This is a genomic window from Desertivirga brevis, from assembly GCF_017355835.1.
The window spans coordinates 77,322-96,595 of sequence record NZ_JAFEWF010000015.1; the positions used below are offsets into that span (position 1 = coordinate 77,322).

Below are 19,274 nucleotides of genomic sequence, written 5' to 3' on the forward strand. Positions count from 1 at the left end.
ACCAGCTCCCGGCTTGTACAAGCACAAGCCGGAAAAGCAGGCTCGCATCCTCTTTACTTCCAAATTCCTTTAATTCTTGTCAAGCTCATATTTTTGACCTGCAATCCCTCTGTTGATCGTATACTTAGTCTGTTGAAGGGTTTATTTGGGAAGAAAATTTCTGTCATTACATTTAACCCACTATCAGCAAATAATTCAGCCGAAGCTACATCTACGATGAGTGTAAGGTCTGTACCTGCAGTTTTCAATATACGGGGAGCACTGTGCTTCACTCCAAAGCCTTTTTCAAAATCTACTTTTCCTGATTTACTTCTATCTACAAAGTATTGATTGGATTGCTTCTCGTAGCCAAGTACAAGTTCTTCACCAAGATCATTTGACAGGACAATGGAAAAGTCTTTCAATTGGTCACTCTCAAACTTCAACATGTACTGACTACCATACCCCTTAATTTTGTCTGAAAGGTCTAAACTGCTACTTACCGTTAAGTCTTTTAAAGAATTTACCTCAGTTAAAATGCTTTTCAATTCAGGAACAGGTTGGGAAGCAAGATGAATAGAACTGTTTACCTCTTTAAGACTCAAATCCCGTGGTAAGGTCATAGCACTTCTCCAACTCACCGTCGGAACACTCTCGGCGTACTGCCAATTACTCATCCAACCTTGGAAAATGCGTCGCTCTCCTATATTTGAGTAAGTAACACCAGCATAGTTATCCGTTCCCCAATCAACCCATTTTGTTTCTGTAATTAATGGCTTAAATGTTTTTCCATCAAAGTCACCTATAAAGTACTGTGTTGCCGAGCCTTTATTTGGCCCTCCTGGATTTATGCTAACTAGTAGTACCCACATTTTCTTCCCATTCAGAATCAATGGAAATAGGTCAGGGCATTCCCATACTCCACCATGTGCTCCTTCATTCTGGCCAAACTCACTTTCCTTTGTCCATTCTTTTAAGTTCGGCGAGGAGAAAAAGGTTATCCTATCCTTTGTGGCTAGAGTCATGATCCATTTTCTCACATCCCCATTCCAGCTTACCTTTGGATCACGAAAATCCGTAATCCCCGGATTCTTCAGTACAGGATTTCCAGCGTACTTCTTCCAGGTTTTACCTTCATCCAAACTGAATGCAATACTCTGGTTCTGAAAATCCTTGCGCCCGGCTTTTTCCCCTTTGGGATCGTGATGTGTAAAGATTGCGATTAGGGGCGCTTTCCCTCCCTGTCCTAAGCCCGATGTATTATCTTTATCATAAACAGCACTACCAGAAAAAATATACCCCAAACTATCAGGATATAAAGCGATTGGCTGGTGCTCCCAATTGATCATATCTTTACTTACGGCATGTCCCCAGTGCATAGGTCCCCATTTGGTTCCTTCCGGATAGTGCTGATAAAACAAATGATACTTTCCATTCAGGTATACCATACCATTGGGGTCATTCATCCATTTTGCAGGTGGAGAAAAATGGAATTGAGGCCGGTGCTCTTCTTTAATAACCGGATTGAAAAATGACTTAGTCTTACAGCAAACTGTTGCAAGTATTAAGCACAGCAAATACGAGTGCGGTTTTCTCATATATTTTAAATTCTGATTAGTTTTTTTTTCAAAAATGTGAAATTGGTATATTCGGATTCACAATGCCAAGTTAGATTCTACATCTCAGTTGGTCTTCTAGTTCTGTTTCAATTTCATTAGTTTCAAAAAACAACAGAAGAATTAAAAACATCACTGACTAACAGGCACTTATAATAAGTTTATTCTTAGACTAGCTCACCCGACCTTTGTTTCTGTATCAAATAATTATAAAATCGTATCAAATTATTAGTCGCCATTTTCTAGTTAAAAGCTAGTACATCTTGTTTATCCGGCTATTTAAGTGACTGATAAACGAGTACCTTAAATTTATCGAAGATTTCCTGGTGGGATAAGGGCCACTGCTGCATAAACAAAATTCCTACAAGACTTTCTTTTGGATCTGCCCAGGAATTTGTACCAAAAAATCCTCCCCAAGTGAACGATCCCTCTGATAGACCAAGTCGTCGTTGGGCGCCAGAGGAAGTAGTTAGCATAAAGCCTAATCCAAACTTATCTCCATTAATTTCTAAATTGCCGATCTGGTTACTCATCATAAGTTGAATAGTGCTCTTGCTCAAAATTCTCTTTCCATTATATACCCCTCCGTCTAAAAGCATTTGTAGAAATTTCGCATAATCTTTGGTCGTTGTACTAATACCTTCACCTCCCGCGAAAAACAATCCTTTCTTCAGTGGGTAATCAACACGTACCTTTGCACTATAGTCCCATAATGCAGTCTTTTTATTATGCTCAGTAAAGACAGTTGCTAAGCGATCAACTTTTTCCTTAGGAAGGCTAAAAAACGTATCATTCATTTCAAAAGGGCTAAAAATGTTATTTCGGAAATAATCCTGAAGACTTTCTCCTGAAATTTCCTCAACCAGATAGCCTAAGATGTCCGTACTGTAGCCATATGTAAACTTTGCTCCGGGTTGATGCGCCAGAGGCAAATTCAGAAGCCTACCCAAAACCTCCTTCTCAAAAAACTCACGCGTTTCTACGATTTCTGAGGGAAGACTAGTCTTCTCATAGAGAGCACTTAGTTGTGAAGAACCCGGGCCTCCATACTCTATTCCGGCAGTATGAGTCATTAAATCAAGAATTGTCACTTCACGTATAGGGTTTATCGAGGTATAAGTCGAATCTTTTGCATTGAACCCGTCTAATACGCGTAGAGATTTAAAAGCGGGTATATATTTTGAAACCGGATCATTTAAAAGTAATTGGCCTCTTTCATAAAGCAGCATTGCAGCAACACTAGTTATGGGTTTTGTTTGAGAAGCGATGCGAAAAATAGCGTTATCAGTTGTAGGAGAAGGAGTCAAACCCTTTCCGAATTTTTTCTCATAAACTATCCTTCCATTTTTTAATATTAGTGCCTCCCCCCCTTTCACCCAGCCACTATCTACCACAGAGTGAAGTAAACTGTCAATCAACTTCAGCTTATTAGAAGATACTTTAAGTGATTCCGGCCTGGAAAATTTCAGTTCCTGAGCGACAGAAATAAACGTCGTAGAAAAAATTAGCGTCAGATTTAAAAGAACTCGAAATAACATGTGTCGAACTTTTGTTTTACAGCTTCTCTGCTGGAAGCTGTATTATTTAAGGCTTATTATCCAAGCCCTGAGCATAACCTCCGAGAGCCTGATTCCTGATTTGAGGGCGCAACAACCGATATACTAGCGGTACCGCACCCTATCACAGACTAGATCGGCCTCCAGATACTCATGTTAAAGAATACGCCTTTATTTCCCTCGGCTATTATTCCCCAAGGGTTATCACTTATCGAATAGATACGATTTGTTAAGGCAACTTTTCCATCCACATACAAAACACAAGTTGAGCCATCAATAAGGATATCTACTGAATACGAGGATCCTGCTTGTACTGAGAAGGGAACTCTTGATACTTCATTTGAAATACCACCTATAATATTATAAGCGGCTATCCTGGATCTAGCAGGCTCGAAGAGGATTTTATAGGTAGGATTTCCGATTTGGGCAGCATTGAAAACAAATCCTACTACTCCTGTACTTTTTTCAACGCTAATAGTGGTCCTTATTTTCAAGGATAGTCCAACTTTTTCAAAACTTCTTATAGATGCAGAAGAACCACCGTCAACTGTAATAGCATTACTTGAACTGGAAACCGTCCCCATCGAAGCCAATCCTTTTAATTCCACTTGTTTTGAAAAAGTCGCACCTACAGATGTCGGTGACTTTACTCCCAGACTACCATTTGCATTCTGCGTTAACTGATGAACAACGAGGTTGCCGCCCCAGGTTCTATTTCCGGCATCTGTTTCGGGATTACGACGATGGTTCCAGGCGAATAAATACCTGTTTGTCCCATCTGATGCTGTTTTACCAGCATAGAAACTATGTCCATCCAGCATATCCGACCCAATTTCAGGCTTTCTCCATGGTCCTGCAGTAGAACTTGAAACCCTGTACCTTGTCCCAGGCGAACCACTCCAATCTTCGGCAAAAAACATATAATACTGGCTACCCATCTTAAATATATCCGCACACTCCAGCATTAAATAATCCCCTTCCACCTCAAGCGGCTCCCTTAATACCCAATTATCCTTGGAAGGATCATCGGTAGAATATCTTGCTAAAACACCCTTTTCATTCCTCCGGGTACTTACCAGCATCCAGTATTCGTTGAACTCCTCGTTGAAAAACACATATGGATCTCTGAAGTCATTGCTTGTGTAGCCTGGTGAAGCGGTAAGTTTAAAGCCTGTATTTTTTGTCCAGTTAGATAGATCTGTACTTGTTGCTTTGAGAACGTTTTCCCGAGGGTTTAAGGCAGTCCAACCAGGACTTCCATTATGCCCGGTATAATAGAAATAGTATTCGTTTTTATACTTCAAAACAGAGCCGGTCCCGATAAGGTGCTCCGCGGAGTTCACATTCCCGTAACGCACCATTTCCCCTTCGTAACTATACTTAACAAGGTCAGTTGAAGTGAACTTATGTATTGGGTGCTGTCCCTCACTCTTAGCCTTCTCCCCATCAGTTGCATCATGCAGGAAGAATATGTGAAACTTTCCATTATCGTAAAAGGGCATCACATCACCAACCCATCCGGTACTTACCATTGGGTTTGTTGTCCCCCAAAAACCCGTAGGCGGCTTTGGAAAGATTCCCGTTTCCTTAACTGTATTACTCCCGCCCGTATCGGGACCTGCACCCGGCGTCTCATTCTTTTTGCTACAAGCGGTAACGGCTGTAATAATCAATACCGCAACTAAATCTCTTAGAATCATAAGTGTAAAATTATCGGCCTCTTTTCAGAGGCCGAAATGCCTATCTGCCAGAAAGATATTTGAAGGAATTGTCTGTCAAAACTTCAATATTGGTTTTAAATGCATTGGATGGACTTCCATTCTCGTTGAACCAGTCATAAGCTCCAAATACAATAGTAAGTACCTTTCCGGAATTCGCTGTTCCTGGAAATTCAGCAATAGCAACCCTTCCGTCTAAGCTGTCGTCCCAAGCTTCACTTGCGAGATTAATACCTCCCGTTTGTTGTCTCCAGGTTGCCGCATTTCCATAACCTCCCCACTCCGGTAAAAACCACCAAGCAGTGTGATTAAGACGGTAAGTTCCTCTTTCCAGGAAATTAGCCTTTCCAGTTTGATACGTTTGAATGCCGGTGTAAAGGGGATGGTTCTCTTTTCCTCTAAATGATATTCCCCAGTCGTTATTTGCATCAATAAAACCGCCGGGAAGAAAATCGCCAAAGATGTTGTTAGGACCTTTTCCTGAAGGAATAATGCCCAAAACTTCGAGATACTTTACAGCGAAAGTAGTTAGCAGTAAAGCTCCTCCATTGTTTCTATAAGCCTTCAATTTGTCTACTACTGATGTGTTAGACGCTATGGATGGAAGATCCATAGAAGCATCATTATGCCACCAGATAACAGAATAAGCACTTAAGTCCGCACCTGCCTGGATACTTCCAAACGACAAGTATACTCCATCGGGATACTTTGAAAAGAACCAGTTAGCCGCTGCTTTCTCATCTTCATTAACGATAGCCGCTCTGGAATTAGCAGTACCGAGGAAAGCATAAACTTTTGCGTTTGATTTCTCTTTCACAGTCACTGTATATTTTACAGAAACATTATTTGCACCGTTGACAGTATATTCAACCGGGTTAGTAAAATTAACAGTAGCATTTGCTGCGGGGCTGATTATTACTCCCGAAGAAAGACTAATCTGAGGATTAACTGCAGTTAAATTCGTACCATCGGGCACTAATACAGTAATCTTACGCGCTACATCGTCAATACTTCCATTAGTTCCGTTTACTGTAAATCCTAGAAAAGGATTTAGAACCCGGGCGGTTACCTTGTAGTTCTTATAAAGATTGCCATTAACAATTCTGTAGCTTACCGGAAGAGCATAACTTACAGCTGTCGTGGGGTCCGGCGAAATTGTTGCCCCTGCGGGAAGATCAACACTCGCTTCCAAAGCCGTAAGCGTATTTCCAAAAGGAAGATCTACTTTAATATCACCAATTTTATTATCAATAACTCCTTCAGTTCCATTTAACCGGAAAGAAGTTAGTTCCACCGGAACATCAATAGAAAAATTAGAGTTCTCCTCCTTCTCACAACCGGAGAAGATTGCTGCTATCATGGCAGCAGCGAAAGAAACCCGTGCTGAAGTAAAATATTTATTTAACATATTTGGTTTAATTACTGGTTTAAATACTTTGTTAATTCTTATTCCAGATAGATGTCATCTCCCAGGCTTTGAGCGATTGAAGAAAGGTATTACCGCCTTCAGAGAAGAAAGAAACGCCTAGCTGATTTTCAGAAGGAAACGTCAGTGCGCTCAATACCACTTCTCCATCATTTGCAAATACCTCTATCGAAGCCTGATCTACAAATATCCTTAGTTTCAATAGCCCTTGCTGGAGAGGCACCGGTGCCTTCATCTTTGTTGCAAATACGGAGGCGAATTGACTATCGGAAGTAAAATCAGTACAAGCAGTTCTGTCCATACACAGCTGGGCGGTTTTTGTATCATAGACTAGGCGGAGTTTTCGCCCCTCTCCCACCAGCAGATCCGTCCCAAAACGACTTGCATTACCTGGCTTGAAAGTTAGTTCAAGTTCATACACATTCTTTTTAGGCTTAAACAGATCACTCCTCTCAGTATCAATTCGCTGGTTTTGCTTCTCCTGAAAATTGTTTCTCAATTTTTGAAGTGCGGGAACAGGTGCTTGTACCAATCGATATCTACCATTTACTCGTTTCAGTTCAAATACCCTTGGAATGGATTGAAAACCTTTCCCCCAGCTAGAGGGAACTTTTCCAGCGTAATCCCAGTTACCCATCCAGGCAATAGCAATCACCGAATCCTGCACCTTGTCGTAATTTCTCCATGTACGGGTAGCATAAAAGTCGTTCCCATAATCCATCCACAGGGCATGCTCCTGTTTATAATCCCATAACTGGTCGGAGAAAATTATGTGGTCTACAGTGAGATAGCCTTCTTTTTCAGTCGAAGCATCCTTTATTTGTATTACTGCTGTTTTTCCTACCAGCCCCGACACATCCCAACCGTTCCATTTTAGTGCGCCTGAGCCCTGTCCGCTTGTTGTCCTTACCACCTTTCCGTTTACCAGCAGATCAATACTTAAAGCCTCTGGTTTATCTGCTCCAGCTAAAAGAAAGTTGATTGCATTTTTTTCAATACGAAAGGCTGGAGAACGAACCTGGCCCACAGCATGCTTTTTATCTGCTGAGCTGAGGTAGGTCTCCCCTAAATGGTGACTTGAGTCTGAATCTAACTTTCGAGATTTGAAAGCATCACCCTTTATCACCCAACCCTGAGTGGTAATATTACCTTCAAAATCTTGAAAAACCCGACCACTAATACCCTTCCCGCTCTTTAAATACGCCTCTGTTTCCGGATCTGTAGTAAACTTCTTTCCATCAAAATCTCCAACGAAGTATTGAACACGATTCGGTCCTCTTCCAATCATCAACATCCATCTTTTTTCCGAAGGATTTCCTTTGATGCTTACCTGAAAGAGATCAGGGCATTCCCAAAACGCGCTTTTAGCCCCTATTTCGCCAAATTCACTGCAAAAGGTCCATTTCTTTGCATCTGAAGATTCATAAATATGTATCTTATGTTCTGCAGAAAGGGCCACGATCATTTTCCATTTCTGATCTTTCGAGTGCCAAAAAACCTGTGGATCTCTGAAAAAGATCTTATTAATGTCCAAAACAGGATTTTCCGGGTAATAATTGAAATTTATTTCATCAGTACTTATGGAAATGGCCTGTGCTTCAGGTAAACTATCACCCGGAAGATGCCTTGTATAAAACGCGATCATGCTATTCTTTCCGAAACCTGCCGTATTATTCTTATCAACGATCACAGAACCGCTGAAGTAAGAGAAGTTGCCATCGCCGCCTTTCATTGGGTAGGGTAACTCCTTCCAAAACACCAGGTCCTCAGATACAGCATGCCCCCACCAGAACAAGTGATACTTGCCATTATTAACCACCAGCCCATCCGGATCTCCCATCCAGCCCTTTGCAGGACTAAAATGATATTGAGGCCTGTACTTTTCAGAATATTGAGCATTAACATGAGTTGCACCAACTATCAGCACAATCAAGATAAAGTATCCAAATACTAGTGATTTCATCTAATTAAGATTTAACAATGGGGTGTCACCCCCATCATTCTAATAGCCGGGATTTTGAATGTATTTATTTTCACTCCAGAAGATCTGGTTTTGAGGTACAGGAAGATACTCGTCCCTGCTTTTAGTAAAACGCGCATCCTTCAAGAAGTCCCTCTTCGTTTTTTCAGTGTTGAGATAAGAATTCATAACAGGCTCTGCTACTCCCCATCTGATCAGATCGAAAAACCGGCTACCTTCCAGCGCCATTTCCAAACGTCTTTCAAAACGTAACGCCTTCCTTGCATTCTCCTGGGTCCAGGTAACATTTACGCCAGGTACGTAAGGTTTTACATTATAGTTTGCCTGTGCTGCCCCGTCTTTATTAACAAGCTTAGCAGTACTATTGGCAGCACGGTTCCTTAATTCGTTAATTAAAGGAAGAGCTTCGTTCTGACGGTTTAATTCAATCAAGGCTTCAGCTTTAAACAACATCACGTCGGCAACACGCAAAAGTATCCGCGGCTTTGTGTTTCCGTAGAACGGATCATAATTGATCAACTGATCCCTGGTAACATTCTCCTTAAGGGAATTATAGTAACCATAAACAGAGGGAGATCTGCTCCATCCCTCAGTAAATACCTCATTCAGGTCGTATTTCCATGGATTTCCAGGGCGTGCAACGGTGTGATCAAGTCTTGGATCAACTGTATTCTGACTAAAATTAACATCAGAACTATTATAATTATCAAAAAGTGGTAATCCGTCAGCATTTGTACGAAAGGCGTTCACAAGGTTTTGAGATGGCTTTTGGAAGTCGCAACAGCCTAATCCCTGCGGTACTGTTAACATATCTCCATAGTTCACCCTGCCTCTTCCCACACCATCATCTGTAGAGAACTGAACGGCGAACAAGCTTTCCACACCATTTTCGAATGGTCCCGGAAGAAAGTTATTTGCGAAATCAGGCTGAAGCTTATAACGTGAAGTCAGCACTTTATCTGCCGCAGCGATCACTTGTTCAAGTCGCTCACTGTTGATCTTCACCACCTCATGCTTCTCATTTTGCTCATAAGCCTGGTACAATCTTGCTTTTGCAAGAAATCCATACGCTGCTATTTGGTTAGCTCTGCCTATCTGTGGTTGAACATCAGGAAGATTCGTTGTTGCAAATTCAAAGTCCTCAGCTATTTTATTCCAGAACTGATCGTTACTAAGGTTATTGTTCAGGATATTCTTATACTCTTCAGCCGGAACTGTTTCATCAATATACGGAATGTTCTTAAACAAGTTCTTTAGCATGAAATACCAATATCCGCGCAAGAACCTCACCTCTCCCTTCCTGGTATTCACCAGAGGATACTCACTTTCTGTAAATTTATTTAGGATCCGTAAAGCCTCGTTGGCGCGGCGAACTCCGATATAAGCATTAAACCAAATGGCATCATAGTTCCACTGATCCGGTCTCGAGTTCACAAAAGTCTCCATAAAATGAAATACGTCACCATCGTCTGTACCTCTTCCTCCCTTATATGCATCATCAGCTCTCACGTTTCCGTACTGGTACATGCTAAAAGCCCGATTGATCTCGTCATTTCCTAGCTGGGAATATGCTGCTATAACAAATCCTTCCGCTTGCTTAGGTGTAGAAATTTGGTCTTCACTTAAAACTCCTTTAGGTTCAACGTCCAGCTTCTCCTGACAAGCTGTAAGCAGCACCGCGAATAAGGTGCTCAAAATCAAATATCTTTTCATCTTAATTTCTTTGGTTAGTTTTATAAACGAATGTTTGCACCGGCAGTAATCACCATAGGATTAGGATATCCAAAGCCCGGATTCTCAGGATCTATCCCGGTAAACGACGTAGATTTCGCAAGGATGGCAAGGTTGTCTCCGCCAATGTACAGGCGAAGTGATTGCAGACCGATCCGGCTCACAGCCTGCTTCTTAAATGTGTAACCTAGCTGAGCGTTCCGAAGCTTCAGATAAGATCCGTTCTCAATATAATAAGTAGAGAACCTGCCCTCCCAGTTATTATCTGTAAGTGATAAAGCTGGAATATCTGAACCCGGATTAGCAGGAGTCCATGCGTTAAGCAGACGCGTTCCTTTATTTGAGCCTGTTTCAGAAACACTCCAGAAATCAGTATGGTATTTAAAGCCATTAACTACATCTACATCACCTATTCCCTGCAGTAAGAAAGAAAAGTCAATATTCTTGTAGTTTATATTAGCATTAAAACCATAGTTGAACTTTGGCAGAGGATTGCCTATCCAGGTCCTGTCATAATCATTGATCACACCATCGCTATTCAAATCACTATACCTGATCCTTCCCGGCGCTTTTCCATTCTGGTTAGCATGAGCATCTACTTCGGCCTGAGATCTGAACAAGCCGTCAGCTACATAGCCAAAATGAGAACCAAGTGTGTAACCGAGGATATTTTGTCCTCTCCCATCTCCACCATAAGCGTTTACCACTTCAGCAGGAAGCTTTGTTACTTTATTCCTAATCCGGTCAAAATTCGCGTTAAGATCTAACTTCAAGTCTTTCCCCAAAGAGCTTCTATGCCCCAGCATAAACTCCCAGCCTTTATTTTCCATTGATGCGCCGTTCACCCAACGGTTTCCACCTTCTCCCAGCACCCCTATGTACGGCGGCAATAAAAGGATATCGGAAGTTTCTTTCGTAAAGTACTCGGCGCTACCGTAAAGCTTTTGCGACCACAAAGAAAAGTCAACACCCCAGTTACTATTTGTCGTAGCCTCCCAGCGAAGGTCGGCATTAGGGTTTTGGATAAGCTTATAGCCAGAGGGAAGGACACCGCTCTTATTTCCATTCAAATCGTAAGCTGTAGTATTGTAATCGGTTACATACAGGCCAAAGATGGCATTGTTATTAATCTCCTGATTACCTACTTTACCCCAGCTATAACGCAACTTCAGATCATCGAACGCCGATCCTAACTTCTTGAAAAACCCCTCTTCACTCAGTCTCCATCCAGCAGAGAATGCAGGAAAGGCGCCGAAACGATTATTCTGACCAAAACGGGAAGATCCATCATAACGGATAGTTCCGGAGATCAAATAACGATCCTTGAAGGAGTAATTTGCCCTTGCGAGGTAAGAAAACAGCACATTCTTAGCACCGCTACCTCCATTATCTTTTGTTCCTGTTCCGGCATCAAGGTACATGAAATCAGGGTCCTCTACTACAAAGCTCTCCCTTGAGGCCCAGAAGCTATTCAAGTTTTCCGTGTTTAGCTCCGTTCCTGCGAAAGCGTCTATACGATGATCTTTAATGACAGCGTTATAATTCAGAGTATTACTCCAGGTAGTTCTTACATTGTGACTCTGGTTTGATTCGAGTCTGTTCACCGGATTATTCAAATAACCAGATTGATAGGCTTTACGCCATCTTCTAGCAGTATAGTTACCATAGTCTATACCAAAATTACTACGAAACTTCAGGTGCTTTGCCAATGAAAGGTCGCCATAGAAGTTGCCAAACAAGCGTGTATAGTCGTATCCGTTCTGTTTATTATCCTCCAACAGTCTTACCGGATTCTGTCTGTCATTCATTCCACCGATTGGACCGCCCCAACCAATACCGTCAACTGTATGAACAGGAATGATTGGTAGAGCTTGCATAGCTTCGTTCAATGGTGTTGTCGAAACTTCATTTGTCTTATTGAAACTCAAGTTTTGACCAAGGACTAACTTGCCCTTAAATAACCTGTAATCTGAGTTCAGCCTCGCAGAGATACGATCAAAACTATTTGTTTTGATCACGCCTTTATTATCAAAATAACCAAGAGATAAGAGGTAGTTGCCATTTTCAGTACCATTTGAGACAGATACATCGTAGTTTTGAATAACGCCTGTTTCTGAAATTTCGTCAAACCAGTCTGTATTGGAAGCCCGTATAGTTTGATTAGCGTCAAGGTACTCTGGTATCAATACTTTGCGAAGTGTTGGCTGGCCTGAAGCAGGATCAACTCCCCAATCGAATTTATATTGAATACTATTATTATCAGGAGTTGCGCCACTGTTAATACTAGCCTGCCACAACGCTCTACCATATCCTTCTGCATCAAGCATTTCTGTACGTGAATTATAATTTGAAAGGGATGTATAGGCATTTGCATTCAACTGAAGAGAGCCTTTCTTTCCGCGTTTTGTAGTAATTACAATTACTCCGTTTGCAGCTCTGGATCCATAGATACTTGCAGATGCAGCGTCTTTCAAAATCTGGATAGATTCGATGTCGGCCTGGTTCAGCTCGTGCATTCCCGCTTTAGTCGGCACTCCATCAATAACATACAGAGGATCATTATTATTCAAAGTACCTATACCGCGTATACGAACTGTAGCTGGCGAGCTTGGAGAGCCATTACCAGTAATATAAACCCCGGCAACCTGGCCTTGCAATGCTTTCATCGGATTTGCGACTGATTGCTTCTTCATATCCGTCACATCCACTACTGCAACAGCGCCTGTAAGGTCTTTTTTCCTCTCCTGCTGATAACCTGTAACCACTACGCTTTCCAGGCTGGCAACACTTTCCTGAAGGCTTAGACTTAAGGTGTTGTCGTTTGCTCCCACCCGGTAAGTAAGCGATTCAAAACCTATATAGGTGATCCTTATCGTTTCTCCCGTTTGTGCTATAATATTAAATACACCATTAACATCTGTATTAGCCCCTTTCTTTGTTTGTTCATTTACAATCGACGCTCCGATAATGGGAGCACCACTTCCTTTCTCTGTTAGCTTTCCGGTGATCTTTCGCTCTTGCCCAGAGGCGGCCAGAACAGCCATGATCAATGGAATAATTAATAAAAGTTTTCTCATGATTTAATTGGTTAATTAGTTTTTACTTGCTTAAGAATTGGCTCGTTACGCTTAATTCATTTCTCCATATAAATTGTTCCAAATCATACTTTTTATAATCGGGACAAGCACCCGATTGCATCGTTACATAGGCACCTAATGCCGAAGCATAACTTAAAATACCTTCAATACTTTCACCTTTTAGTTTTTGCGATAAAAATGCGGCGAGAAAAGAATCGCCACTACCGACAGTATCGTTCACCTTCACTTTATATGCCGGGTAATTGCACTGCGCGTGCCGGGTATAATAAGAAGCACCCGAACTCCCCTTCGTTACTACTATTTCCTCTATCCCAAATTCCTCCTGCAGCAAGTTGATCTTATCCCACTCTTTTGAACATGAAGAACTGAACCAGCTGCTAAGCAGATTTAACTCGTGAACGTTCAATTTCAGGACATCAGTTTTGCGCAGAAGCAGGGTAAGGATATCAGGAGAATAATAAGGTTCGCGTAAATTGACATCAAAAACCCGGTATTTCGCCTTTTCCAAAAGTGAATTCAAAGATTTAAAAGAAACTGTACGACGTGCAGCAAGACTTCCAAAAACAAAAGCATCAGCTTCAGCTACAAGAGAATCGAGTTCATCGCTTACTTCGATAAAATCCCATGCTACCGGCTCTACAATATCGTAGGAGACCTCATTATCTGCACCGATCACAACTTCAACCGTTGAGGTAGGATAGCTGGCATCTATTTGACAATGATTAGTAGACAATCCTTTTGACCTTAAAAAATCTAATATATCACGACCATTAGCATCATCTCCAACACGGCTTATCAGGGTACTTTCAACTCCAAGTTGATTCAAATGATAAGCTACATTCATTGGAGCCCCACCAGGCTTCTTTCCTGTTGGAAGATTATCCCATAGGATTTCGCCGAAGCATACTACTTTTCGTTTCATTTCTTGCATGTATATTGTTTTTAATAGAATTAATGCATCATCATATTATGTTCGATCTGCTCAAGCGACTTTCCTTTCGTTTCAGGCATTAAGCGCCATACAAATAGCAACTGCAGCACCATCATAGCGCTGAAAAACATGAAAGTTGTACCACCACCTAATTTTTCAGCGAAATATGGAAAGCTGAAAGCAACGATAGCTGCCATAATCCAGTGTGTAAAACTGCCTAGCGTTTGACCTTTTGCTCTAACTTCATTTGGAAAGATCTCGGAAATGAATACCCATATTACAGCTCCCTGAGAGAACGCAAAAAAGGCAATGTAGATCATCAGATAGAAAGTTATAGCCATGCCACTGAAGTTGCCTGAGAAGAAAGTATTGGAAACTAGCCCGAGAGACAGGATCAATCCGATGGAACCAATAAGCATCAGTGTTCTTCTCCCAATTTTGTCAATAAAGCCAATGGCTATCAAAGTAAAGGTAAAGTTAACCATCCCGATACCCACAGTAGAAAGCAGGGAAGTATGAGCTCCTAATCCAGCCATTTCAAAAATTCGGGGAGCGTAATAAATGATAGCGTTGATTCCCGACACCTGGTTAAATATTGCGAATAATACAGCTAGTGTAATCGGGAACTTGTACTTCTTCGATAGTAGTTTCTCGTTCGACTTGTGACTTTTTTGCGCGTTCGAGATTGAAGCAAGCTCTTCATGGCAGTTAAGTGGATTGATCCTCTTTAATACAGCAAGTGCTTCCTCTTTTCTATCCTTATGTAATACTAACCAGCGTGGGCTCTCAGGCACCAGGAAAATTAGAACGTAAAAAATAGCGGAAGGTACAGCCTGTATACCAAGCATCCACCTCCATGATCCATCTCCACCCTGTCCGATAATATAATTTGATAAGTAAGAAATCAGGATGCCCAGAACAACATTGAACTGAAACAATCCCACGAGCCTGCCTCTGGAATTTGCAGGGGATATTTCCGATATATAAATAGGAGCGGTTACCGATGATATCCCCACACCAAAACCTCCTAATAGTCTAAAGGCCAGAAAAACAAACCAGTTAGTTGCCAAAGCGGTGCCCAGAGAAGAAAGCAAGTAAAGTGCGGCAACGAGAAATAAGGTCTTTTTACGGCCAAATTTATCAGAAGGGATAGAGCCAAGTAAGGAGCCAAGAACAGTTCCTATTAAGGCAATAGACACTGTGAGTCCGTGTTCAAATACATTAAGGTTCCAGTACGCCTGGATTGATTTTTCAGCACCCGATATAACCGCCGTATCAAAACCAAACAGGAACCCTCCTAAAGCCACCACCAGTGACCACGCAATAACAGAATTTTTTCGCATAACTAAATTAGGTTTACGGCTCCTAAATTAGGTTGTCGGCTTCCCGGCAGCGTCCAATTCTGTTTCAATTTGATTAAGTATTCAATCCGGGTAAAAAAGCATGTAATACGCTTAAAAAAATAGCTTTTTACTGCCAATTCCCGATATTTCTTCTATAATGATTTTAGATTTTGTACCAGCAACTTTTAAAATTATATCGTAAAAAAAACAATCCTTAAGCTCAGCATAGATACCAGGATTTGCAGCAAGGCGTCTAAACTGCCCAATTTTGATTCATTGACCTGATTTCGTGCCAAAATGCGTCCATTATATTTACCTCGCCCGTGGAAATGTTCAACTCGAATTGCTGGTAGTCATACCAATATAAAATACCAAGGATAAATGAGACCGTTAATCTCCATACTCTTTAATCCCAACCTTTTATTAATACGCAGGGAAAAGTTCAATGGCTTTAGGACAACATTATACTACTGGTTCAAATAAATTATCAAATGCTTTCCCAGAACTAAAATTTATTCTATAAATTTTGTACCAATTGATTTCAAAAGCCAAAAAACATTCAATCAATTGAAATACTGAAAATTGAGAATCACAACCGCAGTCAAAAACCTTGCTCACTTTCACTTTTGTTGCACAACATTTAAGTATTGTACCTTTCCAATTGCTAATTGGTTAAAGTAAATACAACAGCAGTAGTGCACAGCTTCTGAACATTAATAAGAGATTTCTCCAATAAGATTTATTTTAGTAAATTCAATTAACCAGTTATTCCTCCCGTTATGTTTAATAATCATGCAATAACGTTTCTTGCATCTTTGGCGAACCACCTGAGATTACTTTGTCTGACACTAGTTCTGATTTTCAGTAGCTGCGTAAAGAACAAAACAGCACCGAAAAAAGAAGAATATGTAATTGGATTTTCCCAGTGTGTCGGCTCGGATCAATGGCGAAAAACAATGTTAGACGAGATGAAGCGGGAGCTTGTCTTTCATTCGGGAGTTACCTTACTTTATGAAGATGCCAATAACAGTAGTAATATACAGGTAGAACAGGTAAAAAGCCTATTAGAGCGAAAAATAGACTTGCTCATTATTTCTCCCAATGAAGCCAAACCGTTGACCCCAATAGTTGAAGAAGCATTCAATAACGGGATCCCTGTAGTTGTTATCGATAGAAAAACATCGTCGAAGCTTTATACCGCCTATGTAGGGGCTAATAATTATGAAATAGGAAAAATGGCCGGAGAATATCTGGCTAACCGGCTAAAACAAAGGGGAAAAGTGATCGAAGTAATGGGACTTCCCGGTTCTTCCCCCGCTATTGAAAGACAACGTGGTTTTTACGATGGTGTTAAGGCTTTTCCGGGAATCGACATAGTAAAGCAAGTATATGGAAACTGGCTTATCAATAAGGCGGAACAGGAAGTCTTAAACCTTAAAGATGCTAAAATAGATGCCGTTTTTGCGCATAATGATCAGATGGCACTTGGTTCCTACAACGCGCTTAAGAAACGCAAAGCTGAGGCTGGAGTGAAGATCATCGGTGTAGATGCACTCTCTGACAACGGTCAGCAGCTGGTGGCTAATAGCATTTTAACAGCTTCGATGCTCTACCCCACCGGAGGAAAAGAGGCTGTAAGAACAGCGCTTGCGATATTGAATAAAGAACCTTTCGAAAAAGAGAATATTCTAAAAACTGTTGTTATAGATTCGACTAACGTACAGCTGATGAAAATGCAATCTGAGAAGATCGACAGTCAGCAAAAAGATATCAAAAAGCAACAGGATATGCTCGACGAGCAGAATCGCATCTATAAAGACCAGCAGTCTGTTCTGAATATTCTGGTAGTGAGTTTGGTATTAGCTTTGGTTTTCGGAGGAGTAGCTTTAATCGCATTAACGGAAAACTGGAAGAACAATAAAAAACTGGAGGCAAAGAATTTCGAGATCACCCAGCAGCAACAGCAGTTATTGGAGATGTCAGAAAGGGCAAAGGTGGCATCGGAAGCGAAGTTCAACTTCTTCACCAACATTTCCCATGAATTCAGAACACCGCTTACCCTGATCCTAAGTCCGCTTGAAGATGTTATTGCAGATCCAAAGCTTCCCCTCCAGGCAAAAGATAACTTGAAGCTTATTAACCGAAATGTACTCCGGCTTCTTCGAATGGTGAATCAATTAATTGACTTCCGCAAGATTGAATATGATGGTATGAGGCTTAGCGCAAGCGAGAATAATCTTATTGCTTTTACCAGAGAGATTCTTAGCTCCTTCAGGGATTTGGCTGCGAAAAGAAGGATCGATCTTAAACTTGTTTCGCCAGCTAAGGAGATTTCAGTATGGTACGATTCAAACATGTTGGATAAAGTATTATTCAATCTTTTATCAAACTCCTTTAAATTCACACGCGACGGAGGAAAAATTACGATCAGCATTCGCAGAGCTGAGGATGGAAAAAATATAGAAATCAATGTACAGGATACAGGGATAGGAATGTCTGAAGAAGAACGGGAACATGCGTTTGACCTGTTTTATCAGGGTAAGGTTGATCAATTTAAAGGCTCGGGGCTCGGACTGGCACTGACTAAGGAAATTATCCAGTTACACAAAGGGGATATCAAGGTTAAGAGCGAGCAGGGTATTGGAACCGCTTTTACTATCCTACTGCCTGAAGGATCTTCTCATTTGGCAGAATCTGAAAAAGTTACAGGACTTTCCGAGGCAGACCAGAACTATAATAGCATAAAAATTTATACCACAGACCTGGAAAACTCTGAAGTTGAAGCTAAGGAAAAAGCATTTGATTCTCCAAAAGACCTTTCACTGCTGATCATTGAAGACAATGAAGATCTGAGAGGATTTCTGCAACAGAAATTCTCTGACGAATATGAAGTATTCACGAGTGCAGACGGACTACAGGGAATTCGAGAGGCTTTCGACCGAGTGCCTGATCTGATTATTTCAGACGTGGTATTGCCATCGAAGACTGGGACAGAAATTGCCCAGCTTCTTAAGAATGACATCAGGACCTCGCATATTCCAATAATCCTTTTGACTGCCAAAGGCAGCGCAGAACAACAAATTGAAGGCATGAATGCTATGGCTGATGCTTACATCACCAAGCCATTCAATTTGCAGTACCTGAAAGCAAGCGTTAAAAACCTGTTGCGCAACCGAAATCTTTTAAAATCAAGGTTCACTACCGAGCTTCCATCAGACCACAAACAAAACATTAGTAGTAAACTCGACAAGAAGTTCATGAACGAATTCTCGGGAATTGTAGAGAGTAATTTAGCCAACGAGAACTTTAGTGTAGACGATATCTGCAAGGGTATGGGTATCTCAAGGATTCAGTTATATAGGAAAGTAAAGGCATTAATGGATACCAGCATTACAGATTATATCTTAAGTCGCCGGTTGCAAAAAGCAAAGTATCTGTTATTGAATGAGAACTTAACCATTTCAGAAATAACTTACCAGGTTGGCTTTTCCTCCCCTACTTATTTTTCAACCGTATTTAAAGCACAGTACAAGTGTACCCCTTCAGAATTCAAACGGAACAATGGCAGCGTGTCCAATAAAAAGTAAATCGCTTATTCAAGCAGTATCTGATTTATAAACTCACTTATTCATCCAATCTCTCATTCACTCCCTCTTTCGTTGTGTTCCATTTATTCCCGGATTCAAAATTGAAAACGAAAGAAATAAAATTAAAGCAAGGGGCCATCACAATCATATAAAAACTATATAAACCACTCACTTCTAACATTTTAAAAACAGATTAATATCTTAAACCAATTGATATAATTTCGAATATAACCACTTGCCACATCTCCTATATTTGATTCAGTTTAAACGATACAGACTGTCAGTCCCGCATTAATTAATCATTTAAT

Annotated in this window: 10 protein-coding genes; 1 reads left to right on the forward strand and 9 read right to left on the reverse strand. The window is 41.0% G+C overall.

What is annotated here, in order from left to right:
* Nucleotides 1–53: 53 nt before the first annotated feature.
* The 9 genes from J4N25_RS25700 to J4N25_RS25740 form a co-directional block, all read right to left on the reverse strand.
* On the reverse strand, nt 54–1,577 hold the full coding sequence (locus J4N25_RS25700) for a glycoside hydrolase family 32 protein (protein ID WP_207424764.1): 1,524 nt from the start codon (nt 1,575–1,577) through the stop codon (nt 54–56).
* A gap of 293 nt (nt 1,578–1,870) precedes the next feature.
* A complete protein-coding gene (locus tag J4N25_RS25705) occupies nt 1,871–3,133 on the reverse strand; it encodes a serine hydrolase domain-containing protein (RefSeq protein ID WP_207424765.1) in 1,263 nt (420 codons plus the stop codon).
* Between the two features lie 149 nt (nt 3,134–3,282).
* Nucleotides 3,283–4,851: a glycoside hydrolase family 32 protein gene (locus J4N25_RS25710; RefSeq protein ID WP_207424766.1), complete on the reverse strand. Its 1,569-nt coding sequence runs from the start codon at nt 4,849–4,851 to the stop codon at nt 3,283–3,285.
* Nucleotides 4,852–4,891: 40 nt separating this feature from the next.
* Nucleotides 4,892–6,277, reverse strand: coding sequence for a DUF4960 domain-containing protein (locus tag J4N25_RS25715; RefSeq protein WP_207424767.1), 1,386 nt, complete (start codon nt 6,275–6,277; stop codon nt 4,892–4,894).
* A 31-nt stretch (nt 6,278–6,308) separates the two neighbouring features.
* Nucleotides 6,309–8,258: a glycoside hydrolase family 32 protein gene (locus J4N25_RS25720; RefSeq protein ID WP_207424768.1), complete on the reverse strand. Its 1,950-nt coding sequence runs from the start codon at nt 8,256–8,258 to the stop codon at nt 6,309–6,311.
* Between the two features lie 39 nt (nt 8,259–8,297).
* Nucleotides 8,298–9,989 carry a RagB/SusD family nutrient uptake outer membrane protein gene (locus tag J4N25_RS25725; protein WP_207424769.1) on the reverse strand — a complete coding sequence of 564 codons (1,692 nt, stop codon included), beginning with the start codon at nt 9,987–9,989 and terminating at the stop codon, nt 8,298–8,300.
* 20 nt (nt 9,990–10,009) lie between these two features.
* Nucleotides 10,010–13,084 carry a SusC/RagA family TonB-linked outer membrane protein gene (locus J4N25_RS25730; protein WP_207424770.1) on the reverse strand — a complete coding sequence of 1,025 codons (3,075 nt, stop codon included), beginning with the start codon at nt 13,082–13,084 and terminating at the stop codon, nt 10,010–10,012.
* 22 nt (nt 13,085–13,106) lie between these two features.
* On the reverse strand, nt 13,107–14,027 hold the full coding sequence (locus J4N25_RS25735; protein ID WP_207424771.1) for a carbohydrate kinase family protein: 921 nt from the start codon (nt 14,025–14,027) through the stop codon (nt 13,107–13,109).
* A 29-nt stretch (nt 14,028–14,056) separates the two neighbouring features.
* Entirely contained in the window at nt 14,057–15,379 is a 1,323-nt protein-coding gene (locus J4N25_RS25740) for a sugar porter family MFS transporter (RefSeq protein ID WP_207424772.1), read from the reverse strand.
* A 779-nt stretch (nt 15,380–16,158) separates the two neighbouring features.
* Between J4N25_RS25740 and J4N25_RS25745 the strand changes: the two genes are divergently transcribed.
* Nucleotides 16,159–18,966 carry a substrate-binding domain-containing protein gene (locus J4N25_RS25745; RefSeq protein WP_207424773.1) on the forward strand — a complete coding sequence of 936 codons (2,808 nt, stop codon included), beginning with the start codon at nt 16,159–16,161 and terminating at the stop codon, nt 18,964–18,966.
* The last annotated feature ends 308 nt before the right edge of the window (nt 18,967–19,274 follow it).

What these genes read in the sequence shown, in the direction of transcription:
- J4N25_RS25700 (WP_207424764.1), bottom strand. Translation starts at nt 1,577, where the DNA reads ATGAGAAAACCGCACTCGTATTTGCTGTGCTTAATACTTGCAACAGTT.
- J4N25_RS25705 (WP_207424765.1), bottom strand. Translation starts at nt 3,133, where the DNA reads ATGTTATTTCGAGTTCTTTTAAATCTGACGCTAATTTTTTCTACGACG.
- J4N25_RS25710 (WP_207424766.1), bottom strand. Translation starts at nt 4,851, where the DNA reads ATGATTCTAAGAGATTTAGTTGCGGTATTGATTATTACAGCCGTTACC.
- J4N25_RS25715 (WP_207424767.1), bottom strand. Translation starts at nt 6,277, where the DNA reads ATGTTAAATAAATATTTTACTTCAGCACGGGTTTCTTTCGCTGCTGCC.
- J4N25_RS25720 (WP_207424768.1), bottom strand. Translation starts at nt 8,258, where the DNA reads ATGAAATCACTAGTATTTGGATACTTTATCTTGATTGTGCTGATAGTT.
- J4N25_RS25725 (WP_207424769.1), bottom strand. Translation starts at nt 9,989, where the DNA reads ATGAAAAGATATTTGATTTTGAGCACCTTATTCGCGGTGCTGCTTACA.
- J4N25_RS25730 (WP_207424770.1), bottom strand. Translation starts at nt 13,084, where the DNA reads ATGAGAAAACTTTTATTAATTATTCCATTGATCATGGCTGTTCTGGCC.
- J4N25_RS25735 (WP_207424771.1), bottom strand. Translation starts at nt 14,027, where the DNA reads ATGAAACGAAAAGTAGTATGCTTCGGCGAAATCCTATGGGATAATCTT.
- J4N25_RS25740 (WP_207424772.1), bottom strand. Translation starts at nt 15,379, where the DNA reads ATGCGAAAAAATTCTGTTATTGCGTGGTCACTGGTGGTGGCTTTAGGA.
- J4N25_RS25745 (WP_207424773.1), top strand. Translation starts at nt 16,159, where the DNA reads ATGTTTAATAATCATGCAATAACGTTTCTTGCATCTTTGGCGAACCAC.